The organism is Mycolicibacterium xanthum, assembly GCF_019710635.1.
GTDB classification, from domain to species: domain Bacteria; phylum Actinomycetota; class Actinomycetes; order Mycobacteriales; family Mycobacteriaceae; genus Mycobacterium; species Mycobacterium xanthum.
Genome location: NZ_JAIFZS010000146.1, coordinates 1 through 1018, shown reverse-complemented (window position 1 = coordinate 1018; position 1018 = coordinate 1). Strand labels below are relative to the sequence as shown.

Annotated in this window: 1 protein-coding gene; it reads right to left on the bottom strand. The window is 64.5% G+C overall.

All coding sequences use genetic code 11. The annotated features are described in order from the left end of the window. Positions 1-848, bottom strand: an 848-nt coding sequence (locus JDV09_RS26455) for an IS3 family transposase (RefSeq protein WP_221372093.1), incomplete at its 3' end; no start/stop codon positions are given. Between the last annotated feature and the right edge of the window lie 170 nt (positions 849-1018).

Genomic DNA, 1018 nt, shown 5'->3' with positions numbered 1-1018 from the left:
TTGTAGAAGGTGTAACACCAGTCGATGACCACAGCCTGCGCGTGGATGGTATCACGGAAACGATTGCGGGACAGTACTTCCCACTCCAGCGAGGAGAAGAACGCCTCGGCGGCCGCATTGTCGAAACACGATCCCACCCGGCCCATCGACTGCCGAATCCCCAACCGCCGGCACAGTCTGGTGAACGCGTTCGCGGTGTAGGTGCTCCCGCGGTCGGTGTGGAAAATGACCCGCTGCGATTCCTCGTCCCGCCAGATCGCCTGGCGGCCGCCACGGGCAGCCACCGCCATCGTGATCGCCGCACAGGCCAGCTCAGCATCGGGATGCGGGCCCATGGCCGCCCCCAGCAGCCGGCGGCTGAACAGGTCGATCACCGTCGCCAAATACAGCTTCTGCCCGCACTCGGTCGGGATCTCGGTGATGTCACCGACCCATTTACGGTTCGGCGCGTCCGCGGTGAAGACCCGTTTGAGCAGGTCAGGAAACTTCGGTGCGGTCTTGTCCTGCTTGGTCAACCCGCCTCGGCGTTTGATCTTGCGTGCCACCAGGCCCTGGCGGCGCATCGAGTCGGCGACCGTCTTCTCCGAGACTTCCCAGCCCAGATCGCGCAGGTCGGCCACCAGCCGCGGTGACCCGTGCAGCCCCTTGGCTTTGCCGAACGCCGCGGCCACCGCCGCGTCGAGCTGCCCACGACGCCGATCGGTGTCGGTATACACCCCGTCGGGTTCACCGGCCCGGCCGATCCACTTGTAGAACCACGACACGCTCACACCCAGCAACGCGCAGGTCATCGTATGAGGCACCCGGAATTTGGTCCTCTGGTCGGCGACGAAGCGTGCCACGCTCACTTCGTCGCCTCCTTCACCCCCTCTTAACCGGCTAATAATGCCCCGGGTATCTGGTCCGACACGCCGATCATCCTGGGGTATTTGACTCGGGCTGAGACGTTGGGCATATGTGAATCCATGACGGAAGAGCAGGCGGTCGAGTCGTTGCGTGCGGTCGAGGTCGAGGGGCG